This is a genomic window from Pseudomonas sp. ABC1 (genome assembly GCF_013395055.1).
Taxonomy (GTDB): Bacteria; Pseudomonadota; Gammaproteobacteria; order Pseudomonadales; family Pseudomonadaceae; genus Stutzerimonas.
This window is the reverse complement of record NZ_CP058349.1, coordinates 684,632-704,966: the sequence shown is the minus strand read 5'-3', so window position 1 is coordinate 704,966 and position 20,335 is coordinate 684,632. Positions and strand designations below refer to the sequence as shown.

Genomic DNA, 20,335 nt, shown 5'->3' with positions numbered 1-20,335 from the left:
TGGGGGGCTATATTCAGCCATGACATGGGATATTGAATACACCGATGAGTTTGGCGAGTGGTGGGCAACTCTCTCGGTTGATGAGCAGGAATCGGTCGCGGTGTCTGTTCAACTTCTAGAGGCACGTGGGCCTTCGCTGGGGTACCCGCATAGCTCGGGTATCAACGGTTCTCGCCATGGTCATATGCGGGAGCTTCGTACACAGCATGATGGACGGCCTTTGCGCACGCTCTATGCGTTCGATCCCAGGCGTTCGGCAATCCTGCTGCTGGGTGGCGACAAGACGGGGGACGGGCGTTGGTATGAGGTCAATGTACCGATCGCTGATCGTTTATACGATGAGCACCTGGATCAGTTGAAAAAGGAGGGTTTGCTCGATGGCTAATAAATTTGCGGACCTGCGAGCCAAAATGCCCGCTGAGTCTCAAGAGCGTGTGATGGCCAAGGCGGAAGCGCTGTTGGCTGAAATGCCCCTGCATGAGTTGCGTCAGGCGCGTGGCTTGTCGCAAAAGATGTTGTCCGAGTTGCTGCATGTACAGCAGCCGGCCATCGCCAAGATGGAGAGACGTACGGATATGTATATCTCCACACTGCGTAGCCACATTGAGGCAATGGGCGGTGAGCTTGAGGTGATTGCTCGCTTCCCTGATGGCGCAGTGAGGATCAGCAACTTTTCCGATCTGGAATCCAACGGCGTTACCGCGTAACCCTTTGCCGTTTTCGACACTTTTTCGACACCTGTGTCCCCTTGAATACAAAAAGCCCCGAAAATCCTTTGATTTTCAGGGCCTTAGGTGACGCGATCTGGAGCGGGCGATGGGAATCGAACCCACGGCTCTAGCTTGGGAAGCTAGGGTATTACCATTATACGACGCCCGCTATAAGCGGTAGCCAGGGCTGTCCGCGAATTGCAGGGTGCTTTTTACCAGAAGCGGTCGTCGAAAAAAAGCCTGGCGTGCTATCAGAGAGCATTTGTCGCGATGGGGCCGCGTATCCGGAGGAGCCAGTGGCAGGATTTTCGGGTTTAGCGGTGTGCCGTTCCCGAGCAAGCATCTGCTTACAGCGTATGGGACTCTGCCGCTTTTGCGCAGGCGGGGCACAGGCAGGCCTGGCCCCGTAAGGATTGCGGAATGCGCTCCAGCGCCTGGCGTTCGATCGGGGTGTGGAAGCACCAGCAGTCGCCCGTCGGGTCGCAGGTATTCGATTGCCCGCAGAGCGGGCAGCGACTCTGGTCGACGGGTTGGCTGCCGGTGCTGTCCTGTTGCATCACATCACGCGCTGGCCTGGGCGGGCGCCGCTGTCCGGGCTGAGCAGGTAGATTTCTTCTCCACCAGGGCCGGCGGCCAGCACCATGCCTTCGGACAGGCCGAATTTCATCTTGCGCGCTGCCAGGTTGGCCACGTAGAGGGTCAGGCGGCCTTCGAGCTTGCTCGGATCAGGGTAGGCGCTCTTGATGCCGGAGAAGACATTGCGCTTTGCATCGCCGATATCCAGCGTCAGGCGCAGCAGCTTGTCCGCGCCTTCGACGAATTCGGCCTTCTCGATCAGCGCGATGCGCAGGTCGACTGCGGCGAAGGCATCGAAGTCGATGGTTGCCGCCAGGGGCGCCTTCAGCAGTTCGCCGTTACCCGGTTTGCTCTGGCTGGCCTCCAGGTCTTCCTTGGAGGCCAGCACCATGGCTTCGACCTTGGCTGGCTCGATACGGGTCATCAGCGGCGTGAAGGTGTTGAGGCGATGCTCGGCGAGCAGGCTGCGATGATCGTTCCAGGTCAGCGGCGGCACATTGAGGAAGGTCTCTGCGGCGCTGGCCAGGTTCGGCAGGACCGGCTTGAGGAAGATCACCAACTGGCGGAACAGGTTGATGCCCTGGGCACAGATCGCCTGGACTTCGGCCTGTTTGCCTTCCTGCTTGTTCAGTGACCAGGGCGCCTTGTCAGCGATCCAGGCGTTGGCACGGTCGGCCAGCGCCATGATCTCGCGCATGGCGCGGGCGAAGTCGCGGTTTTCGTAGGCTTCTGCGATCGACGGCGCCGCGGCGAGGAAGGCCTCGTTCAGTTCGGGGGCCGCACGCTCGGCCACGACAATACCGTCGTTGCCCTTGAGGATGAAACCGGCGCAGCGGCTGGCGATATTGACCACTTTGCCGACCAGGTCCGAGTTGACCTTTTGCACGAAGTCTTCCAGGTTCAGGTCCAGGTCGTCCACGCCGCGTCCGAGCTTGGCCGCGTAGTAATAACGCAGGTACTCAGGGTCAAGGTGCTGCAGGTAGGTGCGAGCCTTGATGAAGGTGCCGCGCGACTTGGACATCTTCGCGCCGTTGACCGTCAGGTAGCCGTGCACGTTGATGCCGCTGGGCTTGCGGAAGCCTGCGCCTTCGAGCATGGCTGGCCAGAACAGGGCGTGGAAGTTGACGATGTCCTTGCCGATGAAGTGGTACAGCTCTGCGCTCGAGTCCTTGCTCCAGAATGTGTCGAAGTCCAGCTCGGGGCGGCGCGCGCAGAGATTCTTGAAGCTGGCCATGTAGCCGATCGGCGCGTCCAGCCAGACGTAGAAGTACTTGCCGGGTTCACCGGGGATCTCGAAGCCGAAGTAGGGTGCGTCGCGGCTGATGTCCCATTCCTGCAGGCCGGCGTCCAGCCACTCGGACAACTTGTTGGCTACCGACTCCTGCAGCGTACCGCTGCGGGTCCACTGCTCCAGCATCGCCTGGAACTGGGGCAGCTTGAAGAAGAAATGCTTGGAATCGCGCAGCACCGGCACTGCGCCGGAGATGGCCGAGCGTGGGTTCTTCAGTTCGGTCGGCTCATAGGTGGCGCCACATTTCTCGCAGTTGTCGCCGTACTGGTCTTCGGCCGCACATTTCGGGCAGGTGCCCTTGATGAAACGGTCGGCGAGGAACATGCCCTTGTCCGGGTCGAAGTACTGCGTCACCGAGCGTGTGGCGATATGACCGGCGGCTGACAGGCGCCCGTAGATCAGTTCCGACAGTTCGCGGTTCTCTTCCGAATGGGTCGAGTGGAAGTTGTCGAAGTCGACCAGGAAGTCGGCGAAGTCGGCGCTGTGTTCCGCCTGCACATTGGCGATCAGTTGTTCGGGGGTGATGCCTTCCTTTTCCGCGCGCAGCATGATCGCCGAGCCATGGGCATCGTCGGCACAGACATAGATGCACTGGTTGCCGCGCAGTTTCTGAAAGCGCACCCACATGTCGGTCTGGATGTACTCGAGCATGTGGCCGAGGTGAATCGAGCCGTTGGCATAGGGCAGGGCGCTGGTGACGAGAATCTTGCGAGTTTCGGACATGGTGATCAAGGCTACATGGCTGACACGGAAAGACCGATCACTATAAAGGAAGCGCCGAGGCAGAGGCTATACGTGGTTGCGGCAACCGGTTGCGCTGCATGCGGCGACGCTGCTGTTATCATGGCCGCCTGTTTTACTCGGTCTTTCTGGAGTACCCATGAGCGTCGTGACTCGTCAGGCGGTTGAAGCCGTATTGCGTCAGTACACCGATCCACATCTTGGTCAGGACCCGCTCAGTGCCGGCTGTGTGCGAGGGATCGATATCCGTGGTGGGCAGGTCGATGTTCGTCTCGAGTTGGGTTATGCGGCAGCGCTGTTCCGCAAGGGCTGGTCGCAGTTGCTCGCGGGTGCCATCGAAGGGATCGAGGGGGTGAAGAGTGCCCAGGTGCAGGTCGAGTGCGTGATCGAGCCGCACAAGGCGCAGGCGCAATTGCCGGGGGTGAAGAACATCATCGCGGTGGCCTCGGGCAAGGGCGGTGTGGGCAAGTCCACCACCGCAGCCAACCTGGCGCTGGCGCTGGCGCGCGAAGGGGCCAGGGTCGGCATGCTGGATGCCGATATCTACGGCCCCAGCCAGGGCATCATGTTCGGTATTCCTGAGGGTACGCGGCCGCAGGTGCGGGATCAGAAGTGGTTCGTGCCGCTGGAAGCCCACGGTGTACAGGTCATGTCCATGGCCTTCCTGACCGATGATCGTACCCCGATGGTCTGGCGTGGCCCCATGGTCTCCGGTGCCTTGCTGCAACTGATCAACCAGACGGCCTGGAACGACCTCGATTACCTTGTGGTGGACATGCCGCCGGGCACCGGTGATATCCAGCTGACACTGGCGCAGAAGGTTCCGGTGGCTGGAGCTGTGATCGTCACCACGCCGCAGGACCTGGCATTGCTGGACGCCAAGAAGGGCGTGGAGATGTTCCGCAAGGTCAATATCCCCATCCTGGGGGTAGTGGAGAATATGGCCGTGCACATCTGCTCCAACTGTGGCCATGCTGAGCATCTGTTTGGCGAGGGCGGCGGTGAGCGCCTGGCGGAGCAGTTCGATGTCGAGTTGCTGGCTTCGTTGCCGCTGTCCATGGCCATTCGCAGCCAGGCGGATGCGGGGCATCCGACGGTGATCGCCGATCCGGAGAGCCAGATCGCCATGATCTACCAGCAAGTGGCACGGACGGTCGGGGCGCGCATTTCCCAGGGTGGGGCAAATGCTGGGCATGGCATGCCGAACATCACGATCACTGACGATTGATCGTTGTCGGCCCGAGAATGAAACGTGTCCGGTATCGAGCCATGTGTCGCTCGCGCAGCGCTGCAGCGAACTCTGGCGCAAGTCGTCAAGAACACTGTTGACGAACGCGGGGGCATCGTCCGCAGCCGATGGGTTGCGGGTGGCCGGGATTTTCCGGCGTTCTGTCATGCTGGCGGGCAGACGCAGTCATGCTTGATGGCAAGGGTTCCAGCTTGGTGCGGTGAGGGCTGGTGATTGAGCAACGGCTGGGGCGGCGGATTGCCGCCACGCCTTGCTATGTAGAAAGCGCACGTGCCAGCACGTCGAAAACCCGCTCATCGGTGGATTGCGCGACGTTGAAACGCAAGAAGTCACTCGCGCCCAATGACAGACTGAAAGCATTGCCCGGTGCCAGAACCACACCGTCCTTCAAGCAGGATCGGGCAATGGTTGCGGCATCTATCCCTTTCGGCAGCCGACACCAGAGGTAGATGCCCGCTTGGGGAACCAGCCAGGGCTCAATGCCAAGGGCTTCGAGCCGTGCAATGGTCTTCATCCTTTCCGTTGCCAGCCGTTGCCGGACCGTCTCCATATGCTTGCGGTAGCCGCTGTCGGTCAATGCCATCAGTACCGCATCAGCGGCCAGCCGTCCGCCCCCGAAGGTCGTGGCGATTTTCAGGTCGACAAGGCTTTCGATCCAATCCCTTCGTGCCGCGATATAACCGCAGCGAAGCGAGGCCGAGATGGTCTTGGAAAAACCGCCGATCTGGATCACCCGCGAGAGGCCATCAAAGGCAGCCAGCCTTGGGGCGGGAGCGATCTCGAAGTCCGCCCAAATGTCGTCCTCGACAATCACCAGATCGGAACTGTCGGCCAGTTTCAGGAGCCGGTGCGCCGTCACGGGGGAAAGTGTCGCCCCCGTAGGGTTGTGGATGCCCGAATTGGTGATGTAGAGGCGGGGAGAATGCTCTTTCAATGCGGCCTCGAACCGCTCCACATCCGGCCCGTTCGGCGTATAGGGCACCCCCACGGCCTGCACACGATGAGCCTTGAGCAAGGCATGGAAGTTGAAATAACAAGGGTCATCCACCAGCACGGTATCGCCCGGCTCCAGCAGGAAACGGCAGATCAGGTCAATGGCCTGCGTGCCCGATTCTGTCAGCATGATCTGCTCGGGAGCCGCCTCGGTGCCCGCTACTGCCAGCCGTCGCGAAAGAAACTGGCGTAGCGCCGGATGGCCAAGCGGCGTGGCGTATTCGGTCAGCTCCACTGTGTCGGCCCGCGCCAGCGCCCGCAGGGCGCGGCGCATCCCTGTCTCATACAGCCACGTGGAGGGTAGCCAGCCGCATCCCGGCTTGAGGACGGTGGCGTCCGCTTCCAGCGACTGGCGCGATACCCACAGCGGATCGACTTCCCGGTCGAGCTTGGGGCCGAGTTGCGTCAATGCGAGCGGAGCGACCGGCCCGCTCACATAGAACCCCGAGCCTGGGCGCGAAGCGACGACGCCTTCGGCGGTCAAGCGTTCATAGGCTTCCACCACGGTCGAGACCGAAACCCGCAGGGCCCGCGCCTGTGCGCGCACGGATGGCAGGCGAGTTCCCGGCAGATAGGTGCGAGAGGCAATCCGCGATTGGATGTCCGTCATTACCGCTTCGATTCTCGTGCCGTTCCGTGCCATTTTTTCCTCACCGTACTGGAGTCTAATCCAATACAGATATTTTCAATTGTATTGGATTGTACCTGGCTTGACCTGCACTGTCGGCGCTCTACTGGAACCCGTCAACCAAGGAGTTCCTGATGGAAAAAACAACGAGCGGCTGGATCAACGGATTTATCGGCGTGGCGATTTTTGCGGGATCGTTGCCTGCAACTCGCGTAGCCGTTGTTGACTTCGCCCCGACGTTTCTGACTTGCGCGCGTGCAACCATTGCCGCCGTGCTGGGCCTTGCGCTGCTGCTTCTGCTGCGACAGCCCCGACCGAAGGCTGTCGACATGCTTTCTCTCGCATTGAGCGCGTTGGGTGGCGTGATCGGCTTCCCACTGCTGACGGCGCTGGCATTGCAACACGTCACATCCGCCCATTCGATCGTTTTCCTGGGGCTGCTGCCGCTCTGCACGGCGGTCTTCGCGGTGCTTCGCGGCGGCGAGCGCCCCCGTCTGGCTTTCTGGCTGTTCTCGACCATCGGAGCAGCCTTTGTCGTCGGCTACGCACTCATGGGCAATGGTGAGGCTTCGCTGCAAGGCGACCTGCTGATGCTGGCCGCCGTTGTCGTGTGTGGCCTGGGCTATGCGGAAGGCGCGCGCCTGTCCCGCACGCTGGGCGGCTGGCAGGTCATCAGTTGGTCGCTGGTGTTGTCGCTGCCCATCATGCTGCCGATCGCGCTGCTGACCTTGCCTGCCTCATTCGACTCTGTAGGCACCCCCGCATGGATCGGCCTCGCCTACGTCTCGATATTCAGCATGTTGCTCGGCTTCGTGTTCTGGTATCGCGGCTTGGCGCAGGGCGGTATCGCGGCGGTCGGGCAACTCCAATTGTTCCAGCCCTTCATGGGGCTTGGCCTGGCTGCGCTGCTGCTTCACGAAAAGGTGAGCTGGACGATGCTGTTGGTGACGGTGGCCGCGGTCGTCTGCGTCGCAGGGGCAAAGAAGTACGCCAAGTGAGCCGCTATGCGCCATGCCTGGGGCTGCTCTGGAGCGCACTTCCTTCTGTGCCGGGCAAGCAGGCCACCAGACGCGTTGGGCGCCTTCTGCGCAGTACCGCGAGGGTAATACTTTGGAGGATGAAACCATGTTTTCCGGTTTGAGTGCTTTCCCGCTGTCTCCCTTGAGTGAGGCCGGTATCGACGAAGCTGCGTTCGCTCGGTTGATCGAACGCCTGGCTACGGCTGGCGTCGACTCCATCGGTGCCTTGGGATCGACCGGCAGCTATGCCTACCTCTCGCGGCACGAGCGCCTGCGTATTGCACGGCTTGCTGTCCAGCATGCGGGCGACGTTCCGGTGGTCGTCGGCATTGGTGCTTTGCGAACGCGCGATGTCCTGGAGCTGGCGCAAGATGCGCAGACGTCCGGCGCTCGTGGCGTACTGCTGGCACCGGTGTCCTATCAGAAACTCTCTGACGACGAGGTGTTCGATCTCTTCGACACAGTGACCCGTTCCTTGTCCGTACCGCTATGTGTATATGACAACCCGGCTACCACGCATTTCGAGTTCAGCGATGAACTGCATGGCCGAATAGCGCAACTTCCCAATGTCGCCTCGATCAAGATTCCGGGTGTGCCGACCGCCCCCGGCGCGGCGCAAGTGCGTATCGAACAGCTGCGTGCCCTGATCCCCCGGCATGTGACGATCGGTGTCAGCGGTGACGCCTTCGCCGCCACGGGTTTGAACGCTGGATGTGAAGCCTGGTACTCGGTGATTGCTGGCCTGTTTCCGCAAATCGCCTTGGCGATCATTCGGAATGCACAGGCGGGGAGTGTGGAGGAGGCTTCGCGCCTCTCCGAGCGGCTCGCGCCATTGTGGGCGCTGTTCCTTCAATACGGCAGCTTGCGCGTTACGGCCACGGCCGCCGAGCTTCGCGGATTGGTTTCCCGTCCTTGCCTGCCTTTGCCGGTTAAGTCGCTGCACGGGGACGTGCGGCAGCGCCTCGCGAGCATGCTCGATGAACTGGAGGTGGCCTGAAGTTGCCATGAAAAAAAAGCCCCGCACGAGTGCGGGGCTTTTTTCATGAAGCTGGGAGGGTTCAGATAACCTGAACTTCCTCGGCTTGCATGCCTTTCTGGCCGCGGGTAGCGACGAAAGAAACGCTCTGACCTTCTTTCAGGGTCTTGAAGCCGTCGCCTTGGATGGCGCGGAAGTGTACGAAGAGGTCGTCACCGGATTGCGGAGTGATGAAGCCGAAGCCTTTTTCATCGTTGAACCACTTAACGGTACCGGTTTGGCGATTGGACATTTGAATGTCTCCTTGAACGAAGTAAATGAAGAGTGGACGGGCTGTTACCCGACCGTGACTGTGTGCAAGGAGTAAAAGGAGTCGTACCAATGATTGGATCGAGATCTAAACATGTAGCGATTCACGGTGACACATGCAGCAGCAGCCGACGCAAGATACCTCATTTGCGTGGTAATGCGAATTTATTTTCACTGGTCATGCGCAGCCCTCTGGATTCAGTTCTTGGCGAGCTCAGGAAATAGTTGCCCACGCCCCATTCAAGGCAGGCTCTTTCGTGGGGCTGGTCGGTTCAGATGGGGTGGCTTCCAGGTGTGGCGTGGCGCCCAGCAGGCCTTTTGCCCGTCGCGCGCCCTGTGTAACGCTGGCGACCTTGGTCATGGCCCTTTGAAGCAGGGCGGTGCCTCGGTAAGATGCGCCATTGCAATTTTTATCATCCAGATCGGGACGCCCACATGAGCATCAAATCGGACAAGTGGATTCGCCGCATGGCGCTTGAGCACGGCATGATCGAACCTTTCGTCGAGCGCCAGGTGCGTGCGGAAGGTGCGAATGCGCTTATTTCCTATGGCGTATCGAGCTATGGCTACGATGTGCGCTGCGCCGATGAGTTCAAGGTGTTCACCAATATCAACTCGGCCACGGTCGACCCGAAGCATTTCGATGAAAAAAGCTTCGTCGATGTGAAGAGTGATGTCTGCATCATTCCGCCCAACTCGTTTGCACTGGCGCGCACCGTCGAGTATTTCCGGATTCCGCGTAATGTGCTGACCATCTGCCTGGGCAAGAGCACCTATGCGCGCTGCGGGATCATCGTCAATGTCACGCCGCTTGAGCCGGAGTGGGAAGGGCATGTGACGCTGGAGTTTTCCAACACCACCACGCTGCCGGCGAAGATCTACGCCAATGAAGGCGTGGCGCAGATGCTGTTCCTGGAGTCGGACGAGGAATGCGAAGTGTCCTACCGTGACCGTGGCGGCAAGTATCAGGGCCAGCGTGGCGTGACCTTGCCCAAGGCCTGACGATCCCGAGCGGCAGCTTCCGCCTGCCGCTCGAAACCACGGGTTCACCCGCCCAGATAGGCGTCGCGTACCCGCGAGTCGTTCAGCAACTCTTCACCGCTGCCCTGGATGACGATGTGACCGTTCTCCAGCACATAGCCACGGTCCGCCAGCTTGAGCGCCTGGTTGGCGTTCTGTTCGACCAGGAAAACCGTCACGCCATCCTCACGCAGCTGTTCGATGATGTCGAAGATCTGCTGGATGATGATCGGCGCCAGTCCCAGGGACGGCTCGTCGAGCAGCAGCAGTTTCGGCCTGCTCATCAGTGCGCGACCGATGGCGAGCATTTGCTGCTCGCCGCCGGACATTGTGCCGGCTCGCTGATGAAAGCGTTCCTTCAGGCGCGGGAACAGGTGCAGCACCTTGTCCAGTTGCTCCTGGAACGGCTCTGCCTGCGTGAAAAAGCCCCCCATCGCCAGATTTTCCTCGACGGTCAGGCGTGCGAACACGCGCCGGCCTTCGGGGACCACGGCAATGCTCTTGCGCATGATCAGCGGGGTTTCCAGGCCGACCAGTTCTTCGCCCTGGTAGCGAATGCTGCCGCTGCTGGCGCGTGGGCTGCCGCAAAGTGTCATCAACAGGGTGGATTTGCCGGCACCGTTGGCACCGATCAGGGTGACGATCTCGCCCTGGCGCACCTCGATATTGATGTCGTGCAGCGCCTGGATCTTGCCGTAGAAGGTGCAGATGTTTTCGAAATACAGCATCACGCCTCTCCCAGGTAGGCTTTGATCACGTCAGGGTTGTCGCGGACCTGCTGTGGGCTGCCATCGGCCAGCGGCGTGCCCTGGTTGATGACGAAGATGTGGTCGGAAATGCTCATGACCAGCTTCATGTCATGCTCGATCAGCAGCACGGTCACGCCGTGCTTGTCGCGCAGCATGCCGATCAATGCCTTGAGGTCTTCGGTTTCCCGGGGGTTGAGGCCGGCCGCCGGCTCATCGAGCATCAGCAGGGAAGGGCGGGTCATCATGCAGCGGGCGATTTCCAGGCGCCGTTGCTGACCATAGGCCAGTGTCCCTGCGTTGCGGTTGGCGACGTCCAGCAGGTCGACCTGCTCCAGCCAGTAGGCGGCGTTTTCCATGGCCTGCCGCTCGCTGCGACGGAAGGCCGGGGTCTTCAGCAGCCCGGAGAGGAAGTTGGTGTTGATATGCCGATGCTGGGCGACCAGCAGGTTTTCCACCGCGGTCATGTCCTTGAACAGGCGTACGTTCTGGAAGGTGCGCACCACGCCCTTGCGGGCGATCTTGTGGCCGGGCAACCCTTCGATCGCTTCGCCGTCAAGGAGAATGCTGCCGGATGTCGGGCGATAGAAACCGGTCAGGCAGTTGAACACCGTGGTCTTGCCGGCGCCGTTGGGGCCGATCATTGACACGACCTGTTTCTCCTTGACGCTCAGGTTCACGCCATTGACGGCCAACAGTCCACCGAAGCGCATGGACAGGCCGCTGGCTTGCAGAATGATGCGGCTCATCGTTTCAACTCCATGTGTGGACGCTGCATGGGCAGCAGGCCTTGTGGGCGCCAGATCATCATCAGCACCATCATGGCGCCGAACATCAGCATGCGGTACTCGCTGAACTCCCGCGTCAGCTCCGGCAGCAGGACCATGATGATGGCGGCCAGGATGATGCCCAGTTGCGAGCCCATGCCGCCGAACACGACGATGGCGAGGATGATCGCCGACTCCATGAAGGTGAAGGACTCCGGCGAAACCAGCCCCTGGCGCGCGGCGAAGAAGCTGCCGGCGAACCCGGCGAAGGTAGCGCCGAGGGTGAAGGCCGAGAGCTTGATCACGGTCGGGTTCAGGCCCAGTGCGCGGCAGGCGATCTCGTCTTCGCGCAGGGCTTCCCAGGCGCGGCCAATCGGCATGCGCAGCAGCCGGTTGATGACGAACAGGGTGATCAGCACCATGACCAGGGCGATCAGGTAGAGGAAGATGACCTTGTTCACCGAGTTGTAGGCAATGCCGAAATACTCATGGAAGGTCTGCATGCCCTCGGCGGCGCGACGGTCGAACGACAGACCGAACAGGGTCGGTTTGTCGATGCCGCTGATGCCGTTGGGACCACCGGTGACTTCCGTCATGTTGCGTAGCAGCAGCCGGATGATCTCGCCGAAGCCGAGGGTGACGATGGCCAGGTAGTCGCCGCGCAGGCGCAGCACCGGGAAGCCGAGCAGAAAGCCGAATATGGCCGCCATCAGACCGGCCAGCGGCAGGCAGATCCAGAACCCGAGCCCGTAGTAGTGCGACAGCAGGGCATAGGTATAGGCGCCGACGGCGTAGAAGCCCACGTAGCCGAGGTCGAGCAGGCCGGCCAGGCCGACCACGATGTTCAGGCCGAGGCCGAGCATCACGTAGATCAGGATCAGTGTGGCGATGTCCACCGCGCCCCGCGAGCCGAAGAACGGCCAGGCCAGGGCCAGCAGGATCAGGGCGAGGATCGCCCAGCGTTGGGTCGACGGCAGGGTAAGGAAGTTGCTGGCGCTTTCCGGGACCCTGGGCAGGCCCGGCGTCTTGCCCCAGGCGGCGCCGAGATAGCCGCGCAGCAATTGCCAGCAGAACATGCCGATGGCACAGGCGACGACGCTCCAGAGTACGGTCGGGCTGGCGCCATGGACTTCGAGACGGATTCCGACGGTGGTGAGCTTCAGGCCCAGTATCGGATAGGCGACGGCGAGTACCAGCAGGGCGCTGAAGAAAGCCGTCTTGAGATTCTTGCTAATGGCGGGGTTCATACTTTCTCGACCTCCGGACGGCCCAGGATGCCACTGGGTCGGAACAGCAGGACGAGTATCAGCAGGGAAAACGCCACCACATCCTTGTACTGGTCGCCGAACAGGTCGGCACCGAAGGCTTCCGCCACCCCCAGCAGCAAGCCACCGAGCACGGCGCCGGGAATGCTGCCGATGCCACCCAGTACCGCCGCGGTAAAGGCCTTGATGCCGGCGAGGAAGCCCAGGCTCGGGTTGATCACGCCGTATTGCATGCCCAGCAGGACGGCGGCCACGGCCGCCAGTGCGGCGCCGATGACGAAGGTCAGGGCAATGATGCCGTTGGTGTTGATGCCGAGCAGGTTGGTCATTTTCAGGTCTTCGGCGCAGGCACGGCAGGCGCGCCCCATCCGCGAGCGCGAGATGAACAGGGTCAGGCCGAGCATGGCCAGCAGCGTGACAATGAAGATCAGCACCTGCATATAGGAAATGACCACGCCGTTCATGCTGCTTTCGCCGAAGATGAAGTTACCGGGCAGCAGGGTCGGGATGGACTTGTCCTTGGAGTCCTGCGCCAGCATCACCTCGTTCTGCAGGAAGAGCGACATGCCGATGGCGGAGATCAGCGGGATCAGCCGGTTGCCGCCACGCAGGGGGCGGTAGGCGACGCGTTCGATGCTGTAGCCGTAGGCGCTGCACACGACGATGGTGGCGGCGAAGGCGGCCATGACGATCAGGGGCAGGCTTTCGATACCGAGCATGGTGAGCCCGGCGATGGCGATGAAGGCGATATAGGAGCCGATCATGTAGACCTCGCCATGGGCGAAGTTGATCATGCCTATGATGCCGTAGACCATCGTGTAGCCGATGGCGATCAGGGCATAGGTGCTGCCGACAGTCAGTCCGTTAACCAACTGTTGCAGGTAGTGGTAGAACTCGGGCATGGGTGTCTCTCGTCGATACCGATACAGAGCGTTTATCGCGGCAACCGTGGTTCAGATCACGCAGCGTTCCCGGGTGTCTGCAGAACGATTGCCTGGGGCGGGCCGCAAAGAAAACCCACGGCGCTTGCCGTGGGTTCTGGGCGAACGGATGTCAGCGTTACTGAGCGAGGGACTTGCTGCCGTCCTTGTGCCACTTGTAGACGGTGAAGTCGAAGCTCGTCAGGTCGCCCTTGGCGTCGAAGCTCAGGGTGCCGGTCGGCGTCTCGAAGCTGTAGGTGCGCAGTGCCTGGGCGACTGCCTCGGGTTCGGTGCTGTCGGCTTTCTCGATGGCCTGGGCGATGACCTCGACCGCCGAGTAGGCGAGCATGATGAAGAAGCCGCTGGGGTTGACGCCCTTGGCCTTGAGGGCCTCGACCAGCGCCTGGTTTTTCGGATCGTCCTCGAAGGCGCGCGGCAGTACTGTCAGCATGCCTTCCGAAGCATCGCCGGCGATCGCGCTGATCTCGGTGTTACCCACACCTTCCGGACCCATGAAGGTCGCATGCAGGCCTGCCTGTTTGGATTGGCGCAGCAGCAGGCCCATTTCCGGGTGATAGCCACCGAAGTAGACGAAGTTGACGTTGGCGCGCTTGAGCTTGGAGATCAGCGATGAGTAGTCCTTGTCCCCGGCATTCAGGCCTTCGTAGAGCGTGACCTTGACGCCGCTCTTCTCCAGGGTTCTTTTCACTTCGCTGGCGATGCCTTCGCCGTATTGTTGCTTGTCGTGCAGGACGGCGATGGTGTCGTCCTTGTGGTGTTCCAGAATGTAGCGTCCGGAAATCGGGCCTTGCAGGTTGTCCAGGCCGATGGTGCGGAACACCAGTTGGAAGTCGCGTGCGGTGATTTCTGGCGCGGTGGCCGACGGGGTCACCATCAGGATGCCTTCGTCTTCATAGATGTCGGACGCGGGTTGTGTCGAGCTGGAGCAGACATGCCCGACCACGAAGCGGATGCCATCGTTGACCACCTTGTTGGCAACGGCTACGGCCTGCTTGGGGTCGCAGGCATCGTCGTAGACGACCCCTTCGAGCTGGGCGCCATTGACGCCGCCGGCCTGGTTGATGCGCTCGATGGCCAGTTGCGCACCGGCGCGAACCATGTCGCCGTACTGGGTGACCGAGCCGGTTACCGGGCCGGGAAGGGCGATCTTGATGGTATCGGCGGCGAATGCACCGCTGGTGGCGCCACTCAGTGCCGCTGCCAGCAGCAGCCCGGAAAGATGTCGTCTGGTTTGCATAAATGCTCCACTTCTAATCGTTATTCTTTGAGTCCTTGTACTGGCCTTGGCCAGTAAGGGGCCGGAGATCGATGCTCCGGCAACTGTACCGGTACAGTGTAGAGGGGTAGCCGTTTTCTTGCATAGCCATCGGAGGGAAGCGCTATCATGTCCGGGTTTTTCTCAAGGGTTCTGGATGATGGAAGAGAAGGGCGTGCTCTACGCGAAGTTGCTCGGGGAGACCGCAGTCATTTCCTGGCAGGAACTGCAGCCTTTCTTCGCCCGAGGGGCGTTGCTGCATGTGGCGGACGGGGTCGATCTGGTCGAGGTGGCCCTGGCGTTCGCCGAAGACGACCAGGCGCGCGTCAGCCATTGGCTGGGTTCTGCCGGGGTCGCCAGGGTCGAACCCGGCAAGGCGCAAGACTGGCTGTCGAGGGACCCTGAACTCTGGGCGGTCGTGGTTGCACCCTGGGTGCTGGTGCAGGAGAGGGGCTGAGCATCGGCTCCGTCTGCTATCGTCGACAGGTCGTAAAAGTGGTATCCCGTGTTTCTCGTTGGCCTGCTAGTCGCTCATGTCTTGTGCCAGGTCAATGCAAGTCGACTCTTGCCTGCCGAGGCAGTGCGACTATTTTATGCTGTTCACATCAATCGAATTGGAGATAGGAAATGCGCAAGGTTCTGGTTGCTTTCGACGGGTCCGATAACTCGAAACGTGCCCTTCAATACGTTGTGGATTTTGCTCGTGAATACTCCGCCGAACTCGACGTGCATGTACTCAACGTGCAGTACTACGAGGGTGGCATGTATGGCGAGTATTTCACCGCCAACATCATCGAAAACCTGAACAGCGGGCTGCTGGCCAAGGCCAAGGGTGTGCTGCAGGAGGCTTCCGACGTTCTGGCGGCCGCTTCGATCAAGCACGAAACCCATGCAGTCTTCGGCAACGTCGCCGAGCAGGTGAGCGATACGGTCAAGCGCCTGGGTTGTGACACCGTCGTGATGGGGACCCGTGGTCTGGGCAGCTTCAGCGGCATGCTGCTGGGCTCGGCGACCACTCGTGTGATCCACGAAGTGTCGGTGCCGGTCATCCTGATCAAGTAAGTGTCATATGAAACGCCGGAGCGAGTGCGCAATGCCTCGCTCCGGCGTTTTGCTATCTGGAGTCCGTGGGGCTCTCAGTTCTTTCCTTTCTTCAACAGGTCCGACAGGTTGGCGAAGGCCTTGAAGGTTTCCTTCGGCCCGAGGTCACTGCCGGGGCGAGCTTCTGCCTGGTACTGATTGTCCGTGTAGCGCGAATGTTCGTTGTCGTGGCAATACAGGCACAACAGTTCCCAGTTCGAGCCGTCTTCGGGGTTGTTGTCGTGGTTGTGGTCCTTGTGGTGGACCGTCAGTTCGCTCAGGCGCTTTCCGGAAAACTCCCGAGCGCAGCGGCCGCAGACCCACGGGTACATTTTCAGCGCTTTTTCCCGGTAACCCTGCTCGCGCTGGCTATAGGGCGTGCTGCTCTTCGTCGTGCTCATCGCATCCTCTTCGCTGCACTGCAAGGAACATGGCGCTTGCAGTGCACTGCGTCATTCAGACCGAGAGGCCCACGTAGACATTCTGCACGTCGTCGTGGGCGTCGATGGCCTCGAGAAAGGCTTCCACTTCTTCGAGCTGTTCCGGCGTCAGGTTGCTGACGGGGTTCTTGGGCTTGTAGCCAAGCTTGGCGGTGTTCACAGTGAAGCCTTGTTCCGGCAGGGCGCGGCTGACGACATCAAGATCCGTCGGGTCGGTGACGAACAGGGTGTTGCCTTCATCGGCTTCTTCGAAATCCTGGGCGCCGGCTTCGATGGCGGCCAGCTCGGGGTCGGCACCGTTATCGCTGGAGGCCTCGATCAGGCCGACGTGTTCGAAGTCCCAGGCGACCGAGCCGCTGGCGCCCAACTGCCCCTTGCGGAACAGTACGCGGATCTCCGCGACCGTACGGTTGATGTTGTCCGTCACGCATTCGACGATCAGCGGCACCTGGTGGGGCGCGAAGCCTTCGTAGGTGGTGTGCTCGAAGTGCACGACTTCACCGCTCAGGCCGGCGCCTTTCTTGATGGCCCGTTCCAGGGTCTCCTTGGGCATGGAGGCTTTCTTGGCCTGGTGCACGGCCAGGCGCAGCTTGGGGTTCATGTCCGGGTCGGCGCCATTGCGGGCGGCGATCATGATTTCCTTGACCAGGCGTCCGAATATCTTGCCGCGAGCATTGGCTGCGGCTTCTTTGGGTTTGGCTTTCCACTGTGCGCCCATGGGGGTCTCGCTTGCTGAGGTGTGAACGGGGAACGGATTTTAGCTCGCCGGGGCCATCACGACGAGCGTGTCCTGCGGTTGTCTGCAGCGTTCAGCACCGCTGGCGCTGGGCGATGATCTCCGGCAGGTCGTCCCGGCGCATGTAGACCAGCAGCGGTGTGGTGATGACCAGACGGTCGTCCACATGCTGGTCGAGCAATATCTGCAGCAGCTCGCGGCGCAGTGCCATCAGGCCGCCCTCGACCGGTTGCCAGACGAATTCGTTGGCCGGCGTGATGCTGTCGTCGGCCACGTCCATGCCGAAGGAGTCTTCGCTGAAGCGGACGATGTGCTGCCCGCTCTTTCTGTTGAAACCGACGAAGCCTTGCAGGCGGTCGGCGGCTGCACAGATGTCGGATGATGTCGTGCTCATGGGTAAACCTCGTATGGATCGTTCGATGGTTTACACGCAAGTGTGCTTCGCTTCGGTGGGTTCCGAAGTCGTCATGGCTGGTTCTGCAAGCGCTCCAGCTCCCTTCGTACCATGGCCGCATAGGGCGGCGGGGTCAGTCGGTAAAGCTCGGTGGCCACCCAGGACAGCCAGTGCGCACCCAGTTCGCTCTTTTTCCGATAGAGGCGGGCGGCCTCGGCGGCGGCCTGGGTGGCATGTTGCTGATGGAATGCTGCGCGGCTCATGTGTGTGTCCGTGACCTGGAGAGCGCCTGAATAACAGATTGGTCATGGCATTTCCAGGCGCCTGCCATGAGCTGGACGTCGCTCCGAGCGGCCTGTCCGGCAATGCAGGCGTGTCGTGGTGAGGGCTGCGCCGGGGCTGGCGGGCATGACATTTGGTCGCAGCAGCAGACGCTACTGCCTTGCCTCGAAGATGTTGATTGGTATGTGTGCGGCATCGCGTTAGGCTTCGGGCTTTCGTCCGAGTCGAGTCGCATCATGTCGGAAGTGGTGAATTTCAAGCACAGGATCTCCCGCCAGCGTCCCCATGGCAGCAGGCCGGAGCCTGTTTCGTCGTTGGTGGACGAGAACCTGCAAGCGGTGATCGACCAACTGGAAAGCGACCGTGGGCGCATCATCAACTCGGCGGCCGTGCGGCGCTTGCAGCAGAAGACGCAAGTTTTCCCGCTGGAGCGTAATGCGGCCGTGCGCAGCCGCCTGACTCACTCACTGGAGGTGCAGCAGGTCGGGCGCTTTATCGTCAGAACACTCTACAAGCAGCTTGGCGAGCGTGCCGGCGAGTACGGGCTGGACGGCCTCGAGGGGGCTTTCGAGAGCCTGGTCGAAATGGCCTGCCTGATGCACGATATCGGCAACCCACCCTTCGGGCATTTTGGCGAATATGCGATTGGTGAATGGTTCGAGCGTTCGCTGGATGCGCTGTTCGAACGTGCAGTGCCGCTGGGTGATGGCGAGGGCGAGCTGCGCACGAAGATGCTGCGTGACCTCAAGCAGTTCGAAGGCAACGCCCAGGCGATTCGCCTGGTGACCACGCTGCTGCGCTTGAACCTGACCTATACGCAGACGGCTGGCCTGATGAAGTACGTGCGTCCGGCCTACGCCGCTAAGCCCGCCAAGGGGACGCCTGGCGCCTATCTGCACAAGAAACCCGGTTTCTATCTGTCGGAAGAGCCTTTCGTCGAGGGCATGCGCAGCGCACTCGGCCAGCAGGTGGGCACCCGGCACCCGGTGGTCTATATCATGGAGGCCGCCGATGACATCGCCTATTGCCTGGCGGATATCGAAGACTCGGTGGAGAAGGGCATCTTCAGCATCGACCAACTGGTGCAGTTGCTATCGGCCAAGTTCGCCCAGCATGCCTCGGCGGAGACGCCGTTGCCGGGGACGCGACGCAGTTTCCGCTCGATGCTGGAGTACGCCAAGGAGCGCGCTGACAAGGAGCCGATCAACAAGGTCGGGGAATTTTTCATCTGGTTGCGGGTGAACATGGTGCATCCGCTGGTGCAGCATGCGGCACGGCAGTTCATCGACAATATCGAGGCGGTCTATCACGGTACGCTGGATCGCGCGCTGCTGGAGGATGACAGCTTGCCCAATGCCATCGTGCAGACCTTCAAGGACGTGGCGATGGAGCATGTGTTCTGCCACCGCGAGGTCGAAACGCTGCAATTGCAGGGGTATCGGATTCTGCAGGGGTTGCTGGACGACTATGGCCGTCTGCTGCGGGTCACCCCGGATATCTTCAAGTCGCTGACGGAGGGTGCCTGCCGCAGCGAACCGCATTTGCAGATGCTGGCGCGGCGTCTGCCGAGCCAGTTGGTCAAGGCCTATCACGAGGCGATCAGGGCGATCGATGCAGATGCGGCGGATGCGCCGTTGTGGGAGTTCTATCACCGCACCCGGATGCTGCAGGACTTCGTCAGCGGCATGACCGATCAGCATGCGCAGGATGAGTACAGGGCGTTGAGCGCGCTGTGAGCGACTGTCCACGGCCGTTATGGCCGCGGACGGTCGATGATCACGCGTGGATCAGTTCAGCAGTTCGGCCGGCACATTGCCGCCGTTCTCGGCCAGTTTTTGCAGGACGGTCTTGTGCAGCCAGATGTTCATGCTGGCCGAGTCGGCCAGCTTGTCCGCCGGGCAGCCGAGTTCGCTGGCCAGCTCCTTGCGGGCGCCCAGGCTGCTGTCCAGGCCGAGCAGTTTGAGCAGGTCGACGATCGAGGTCCGCCAGTTGAGTTTTTCCGGGTGTTTCGCAGCCAGCTCTTCGAGCTTCGCGGTCACGTCCACCTTGCTGATGGCTTGGGTCGTCGGCGCTTCGGAAGGCGTGGCAGTTACCGCGTCGGGGGCGGGTGCCGCATGCGCTTTTTCGCCGAAGCCGAGTTTTTCCAGGATTGTGCTGAACAGGCTCATTGCAGGATTCCTTTGCGGATGAAGTGATGGATGAACTGCTTCGTTGTGACAACGCTTCGTCGAGATTGTCCAGGCCGAGGGTAAATGACTTTTCCATTTCTTGCCCATGGTCACATCTTTGCGTATTTGTGACGTTCGGAAATGGACCCGGCTTGCGTAAAGCGTCGAACAATGGCATAGCTTTAGGCACGCACAGTCATGCCAGAAGGCGAAAGGGGAAAAACCTATGCAAATTCAGGTTCATAGCGATAACCATATCGAAGGCAGCGCCCGACTGGTCGAGTGGGTCAGCGCCAGCGTGGCTGACCGGCTGGAGCGTTTCGACGAAGAGTTGACCCGTGTCGTGGTCCATCTGAACGATGAGAACGGCGACAAGTCCGGTGCCCAGGACAAGCGTTGCCAGATCGAAGCACGCCCGAAGGGGCTGCAACCCATTTCCGTGACCCACAAGGCGGAATCCCTCGAACTGGCCGTGGACGGCGCCATCGAGAAACTGGGCAACGCCCTTACGCACCAGTTCGGCAAGTTGCGCAGCAAGCGGGCGGCGGGTCAGCCGCAGGGTAACGACGGCCTTGCGCGGGCCGAACAGGATGCCCTGCTGGAAGAGGATTTCCTGGCTGACGAGCAGGTCCGTTCGTCCTGATTCTCCGCACCACATTGGCCTGTCCGGAGCCCTTCCGGCAGGCCATTTCCGATGATCCGATACCTTTGTCGCTAGTGTTTGTAATCCCTTCTCAATTATCCATTGC

General features: G+C 61.1%; 24 protein-coding genes and 1 tRNA gene. 10 read left to right on the top strand and 15 right to left on the bottom strand.

Going from position 1 to position 20,335, the window contains the following annotated elements; translation table 11 throughout:
- The first annotated feature begins 19 nt into the window (after nucleotides 1–19).
- Both HW090_RS02930 and HW090_RS02925 read left to right on the top strand, forming a co-directional pair.
- Entirely contained in the window at nucleotides 20–385 is a 366-nt protein-coding gene (locus tag HW090_RS02930; protein ID WP_179112073.1) for a type II toxin-antitoxin system RelE/ParE family toxin, read from the top strand.
- Nucleotides 378–707 (top strand): XRE family transcriptional regulator, encoded by a 330-nt coding sequence (locus HW090_RS02925; protein WP_179112072.1) that lies wholly within the window; start codon nucleotides 378–380, stop codon nucleotides 705–707. The genes HW090_RS02930 and HW090_RS02925 overlap by 8 nt, the downstream gene beginning before the upstream one ends.
- A gap of 98 nt (nucleotides 708–805) precedes the next feature.
- Here HW090_RS02925 and HW090_RS02920 read toward each other — a convergent pair.
- The 3 genes from HW090_RS02920 to metG all read right to left on the bottom strand — a co-directional run bounded on the left by HW090_RS02920 (nucleotide 806) and on the right by metG (nucleotide 3,300).
- A tRNA-Gly gene (locus tag HW090_RS02920) sits at nucleotides 806–879 on the bottom strand.
- A 178-nt stretch (nucleotides 880–1,057) separates the two neighbouring features.
- Nucleotides 1,058–1,267, bottom strand: a complete 210-nt coding sequence (locus HW090_RS02915; RefSeq protein WP_179112071.1) for a cysteine-rich CWC family protein — start codon at nucleotides 1,265–1,267, stop codon at nucleotides 1,058–1,060.
- Nucleotides 1,267–3,300 (bottom strand): methionine--tRNA ligase, encoded by a 2,034-nt coding sequence (gene metG / locus HW090_RS02910; protein ID WP_179112070.1) that lies wholly within the window; start codon nucleotides 3,298–3,300, stop codon nucleotides 1,267–1,269. Before metG ends, HW090_RS02915 begins: the two co-directional genes overlap by 1 nt.
- Before the next feature lie 157 nt (nucleotides 3,301–3,457).
- Between metG and apbC the strand changes: the two genes are divergently transcribed.
- On the top strand, nucleotides 3,458–4,546 hold the full coding sequence (gene apbC / locus HW090_RS02905) for an iron-sulfur cluster carrier protein ApbC (protein WP_179112069.1): 1,089 nt from the start codon (nucleotides 3,458–3,460) through the stop codon (nucleotides 4,544–4,546).
- A 274-nt stretch (nucleotides 4,547–4,820) separates the two neighbouring features.
- Here apbC and HW090_RS02900 read toward each other — a convergent pair whose 3' ends face one another.
- Nucleotides 4,821–6,203 carry a PLP-dependent aminotransferase family protein gene (locus HW090_RS02900; protein ID WP_179112068.1) on the bottom strand — a complete coding sequence of 461 codons (1,383 nt, stop codon included), beginning with the start codon at nucleotides 6,201–6,203 and terminating at the stop codon, nucleotides 4,821–4,823.
- A gap of 119 nt (nucleotides 6,204–6,322) precedes the next feature.
- Here HW090_RS02900 and HW090_RS02895 point away from each other — a divergent pair, with 119 nt between their 5' ends.
- Both HW090_RS02895 and HW090_RS02890 read left to right on the top strand, forming a co-directional pair.
- Nucleotides 6,323–7,186: a DMT family transporter gene (locus HW090_RS02895; RefSeq protein WP_179112067.1), complete on the top strand. Its 864-nt coding sequence runs from the start codon at nucleotides 6,323–6,325 to the stop codon at nucleotides 7,184–7,186.
- 127 nt (nucleotides 7,187–7,313) lie between these two features.
- Nucleotides 7,314–8,204, top strand: a complete 891-nt coding sequence (locus tag HW090_RS02890; protein ID WP_179112066.1) for a dihydrodipicolinate synthase family protein — start codon at nucleotides 7,314–7,316, stop codon at nucleotides 8,202–8,204.
- Nucleotides 8,205–8,265: 61 nt separating this feature from the next.
- Here the strand turns inward: HW090_RS02890 and HW090_RS02885 are convergent, their stop codons facing one another.
- Entirely contained in the window at nucleotides 8,266–8,475 is a 210-nt protein-coding gene (locus HW090_RS02885) for a cold-shock protein (RefSeq protein ID WP_179112065.1), read from the bottom strand.
- Between the two features lie 452 nt (nucleotides 8,476–8,927).
- Between HW090_RS02885 and dcd the strand changes: the two genes are divergently transcribed.
- Nucleotides 8,928–9,494, top strand: coding sequence for a dCTP deaminase (gene dcd / locus HW090_RS02880; RefSeq protein WP_179112064.1), 567 nt, complete (start codon nucleotides 8,928–8,930; stop codon nucleotides 9,492–9,494).
- A 44-nt stretch (nucleotides 9,495–9,538) separates the two neighbouring features.
- On the opposite strand, the gene HW090_RS02875 is transcribed toward dcd, so the two are convergent.
- The 5 genes from HW090_RS02875 to HW090_RS02855 form a co-directional block, all read right to left on the bottom strand.
- A complete protein-coding gene (locus HW090_RS02875; RefSeq protein WP_179112063.1) occupies nucleotides 9,539–10,240 on the bottom strand; it encodes an ABC transporter ATP-binding protein in 702 nt (233 codons plus the stop codon).
- Nucleotides 10,240–11,007 carry a high-affinity branched-chain amino acid ABC transporter ATP-binding protein LivG gene (gene livG, locus HW090_RS02870; protein ID WP_179112062.1) on the bottom strand — a complete coding sequence of 256 codons (768 nt, stop codon included), beginning with the start codon at nucleotides 11,005–11,007 and terminating at the stop codon, nucleotides 10,240–10,242. Before livG ends, HW090_RS02875 begins: the two co-directional genes overlap by 1 nt.
- On the bottom strand, nucleotides 11,004–12,260 hold the full coding sequence (locus tag HW090_RS02865; RefSeq protein ID WP_179114803.1) for a high-affinity branched-chain amino acid ABC transporter permease LivM: 1,257 nt from the start codon (nucleotides 12,258–12,260) through the stop codon (nucleotides 11,004–11,006). Before HW090_RS02865 ends, livG begins: the two co-directional genes overlap by 4 nt.
- 8 nt (nucleotides 12,261–12,268) lie before the next feature.
- Complete coding sequence (gene livH / locus HW090_RS02860; RefSeq protein ID WP_179112061.1) at nucleotides 12,269–13,192, bottom strand: high-affinity branched-chain amino acid ABC transporter permease LivH; 924 nt, start codon at nucleotides 13,190–13,192, stop codon at nucleotides 12,269–12,271.
- A gap of 157 nt (nucleotides 13,193–13,349) precedes the next feature.
- Nucleotides 13,350–14,468 carry a branched-chain amino acid ABC transporter substrate-binding protein gene (locus HW090_RS02855; RefSeq protein ID WP_179112060.1) on the bottom strand — a complete coding sequence of 373 codons (1,119 nt, stop codon included), beginning with the start codon at nucleotides 14,466–14,468 and terminating at the stop codon, nucleotides 13,350–13,352.
- Between the two features lie 175 nt (nucleotides 14,469–14,643).
- Here HW090_RS02855 and HW090_RS02850 point away from each other — a divergent pair, with 175 nt between their 5' ends.
- Complete coding sequence (locus HW090_RS02850; RefSeq protein WP_179112059.1) at nucleotides 14,644–14,943, top strand: DUF2288 domain-containing protein; 300 nt, start codon at nucleotides 14,644–14,646, stop codon at nucleotides 14,941–14,943.
- Nucleotides 14,944–15,113: 170 nt separating this feature from the next.
- Nucleotides 15,114–15,548, top strand: coding sequence for a universal stress protein (locus HW090_RS02845; RefSeq protein ID WP_179112058.1), 435 nt, complete (start codon nucleotides 15,114–15,116; stop codon nucleotides 15,546–15,548).
- Between the two features lie 74 nt (nucleotides 15,549–15,622).
- Here the strand turns inward: HW090_RS02845 and HW090_RS02840 are convergent, their stop codons facing one another.
- The 4 genes from HW090_RS02840 to HW090_RS02825 all read right to left on the bottom strand — a co-directional run bounded on the left by HW090_RS02840 (nucleotide 15,623) and on the right by HW090_RS02825 (nucleotide 17,399).
- Nucleotides 15,623–15,967 carry a YajD family HNH nuclease gene (locus HW090_RS02840; protein ID WP_179112057.1) on the bottom strand — a complete coding sequence of 115 codons (345 nt, stop codon included), beginning with the start codon at nucleotides 15,965–15,967 and terminating at the stop codon, nucleotides 15,623–15,625.
- 55 nt (nucleotides 15,968–16,022) lie between these two features.
- Complete coding sequence (locus tag HW090_RS02835) at nucleotides 16,023–16,724, bottom strand: YebC/PmpR family DNA-binding transcriptional regulator (protein ID WP_179112056.1); 702 nt, start codon at nucleotides 16,722–16,724, stop codon at nucleotides 16,023–16,025.
- A 91-nt stretch (nucleotides 16,725–16,815) separates the two neighbouring features.
- Complete coding sequence (locus HW090_RS02830; RefSeq protein WP_179112055.1) at nucleotides 16,816–17,136, bottom strand: DUF2025 family protein; 321 nt, start codon at nucleotides 17,134–17,136, stop codon at nucleotides 16,816–16,818.
- A gap of 71 nt (nucleotides 17,137–17,207) precedes the next feature.
- Nucleotides 17,208–17,399 carry a hypothetical protein gene (locus HW090_RS02825; RefSeq protein ID WP_179112054.1) on the bottom strand — a complete coding sequence of 64 codons (192 nt, stop codon included), beginning with the start codon at nucleotides 17,397–17,399 and terminating at the stop codon, nucleotides 17,208–17,210.
- Nucleotides 17,400–17,654: 255 nt separating this feature from the next.
- Here HW090_RS02825 and dgt point away from each other — a divergent pair, with 255 nt between their 5' ends.
- On the top strand, nucleotides 17,655–19,154 hold the full coding sequence (dgt, locus tag HW090_RS02820) for a dGTPase (protein ID WP_179112053.1): 1,500 nt from the start codon (nucleotides 17,655–17,657) through the stop codon (nucleotides 19,152–19,154).
- A 51-nt stretch (nucleotides 19,155–19,205) separates the two neighbouring features.
- Here the strand turns inward: dgt and HW090_RS02815 are convergent, their stop codons facing one another.
- Complete coding sequence (locus HW090_RS02815; protein ID WP_179112052.1) at nucleotides 19,206–19,586, bottom strand: DUF3597 domain-containing protein; 381 nt, start codon at nucleotides 19,584–19,586, stop codon at nucleotides 19,206–19,208.
- Nucleotides 19,587–19,812: 226 nt separating this feature from the next.
- Here HW090_RS02815 and HW090_RS02810 point away from each other — a divergent pair, with 226 nt between their 5' ends.
- On the top strand, nucleotides 19,813–20,229 hold the full coding sequence (locus HW090_RS02810; RefSeq protein WP_179112051.1) for an HPF/RaiA family ribosome-associated protein: 417 nt from the start codon (nucleotides 19,813–19,815) through the stop codon (nucleotides 20,227–20,229).
- The last annotated feature ends 106 nt before the right edge of the window (nucleotides 20,230–20,335 follow it).